The organism is Cupriavidus basilensis OR16, assembly GCF_000243095.1.
GTDB lineage: Bacteria > Pseudomonadota > Gammaproteobacteria > Burkholderiales > Burkholderiaceae > Cupriavidus > Cupriavidus basilensis_D.
Genome location: NZ_AHJE01000260.1, coordinates 1 through 593 on the forward strand (window position 1 = coordinate 1; position 593 = coordinate 593).

At 58.0% G+C, this 593-nt stretch carries 1 pseudogene; it reads left to right on the forward strand.

Annotated features, from left to right (window positions below):
* Positions 1–455 precede the first annotated feature (455 nt).
* Positions 456–593, forward strand: a pseudogene (locus tag OR16_RS42465) (NAD(P)(+) transhydrogenase (Re/Si-specific) subunit alpha); the annotation flags it as partial.

Here is a 593-nt window from a genome sequence, read left to right on the forward strand (position 1 = left end):
CTCGGCGTGGCCGCAGGTATTCGTCACAAGTTCTAAAGACAGTCCAACGGTATGTGACAAGGTCTTGATTGCAGGCAGTCCTGTGAAACACTCGCGTGCGTGCAGTTCTCCCAAATGCTCCTTGTGCCGCTTCTGCGGCATTTTTTTTGCGCCCGGCGGGGCGCCTCCACGTGAGGGGGGGCAAGAGCAACGTGTCCCGCCTCCCTTATCCGTCCGATTCACGCGCGCGGCACCATCCACCAGACAGGTCCAGTAACTGCGCCCCGATCCAGAAATGGGGTGTCGCGCGCAAATTACTTTGTGTCGACAATAATATTATTGGCGTACAATCCAGACATGAGCTTACTGGCTGTCTGCGCCGAGTGGGGCCGAAGCAATCCGGCCGACGAATCGCGAGCTTGAGCTTATTTCCCGCTCTTTGCGCGATGTAAAGTCTTTTTTGAAAGGAAGAAATGATGCAAATCGGCATCCCGCAGGAGAGGCGATCAGGTGAGGCTCGCGTCGCCGCCATCCATGAGACGGTCAAGAAGCAGGTGAAGCCGGGGCATCAGGTCGTTGTCCAGGCGGGGGCCGGCATGCGCACGAGTCAGGCG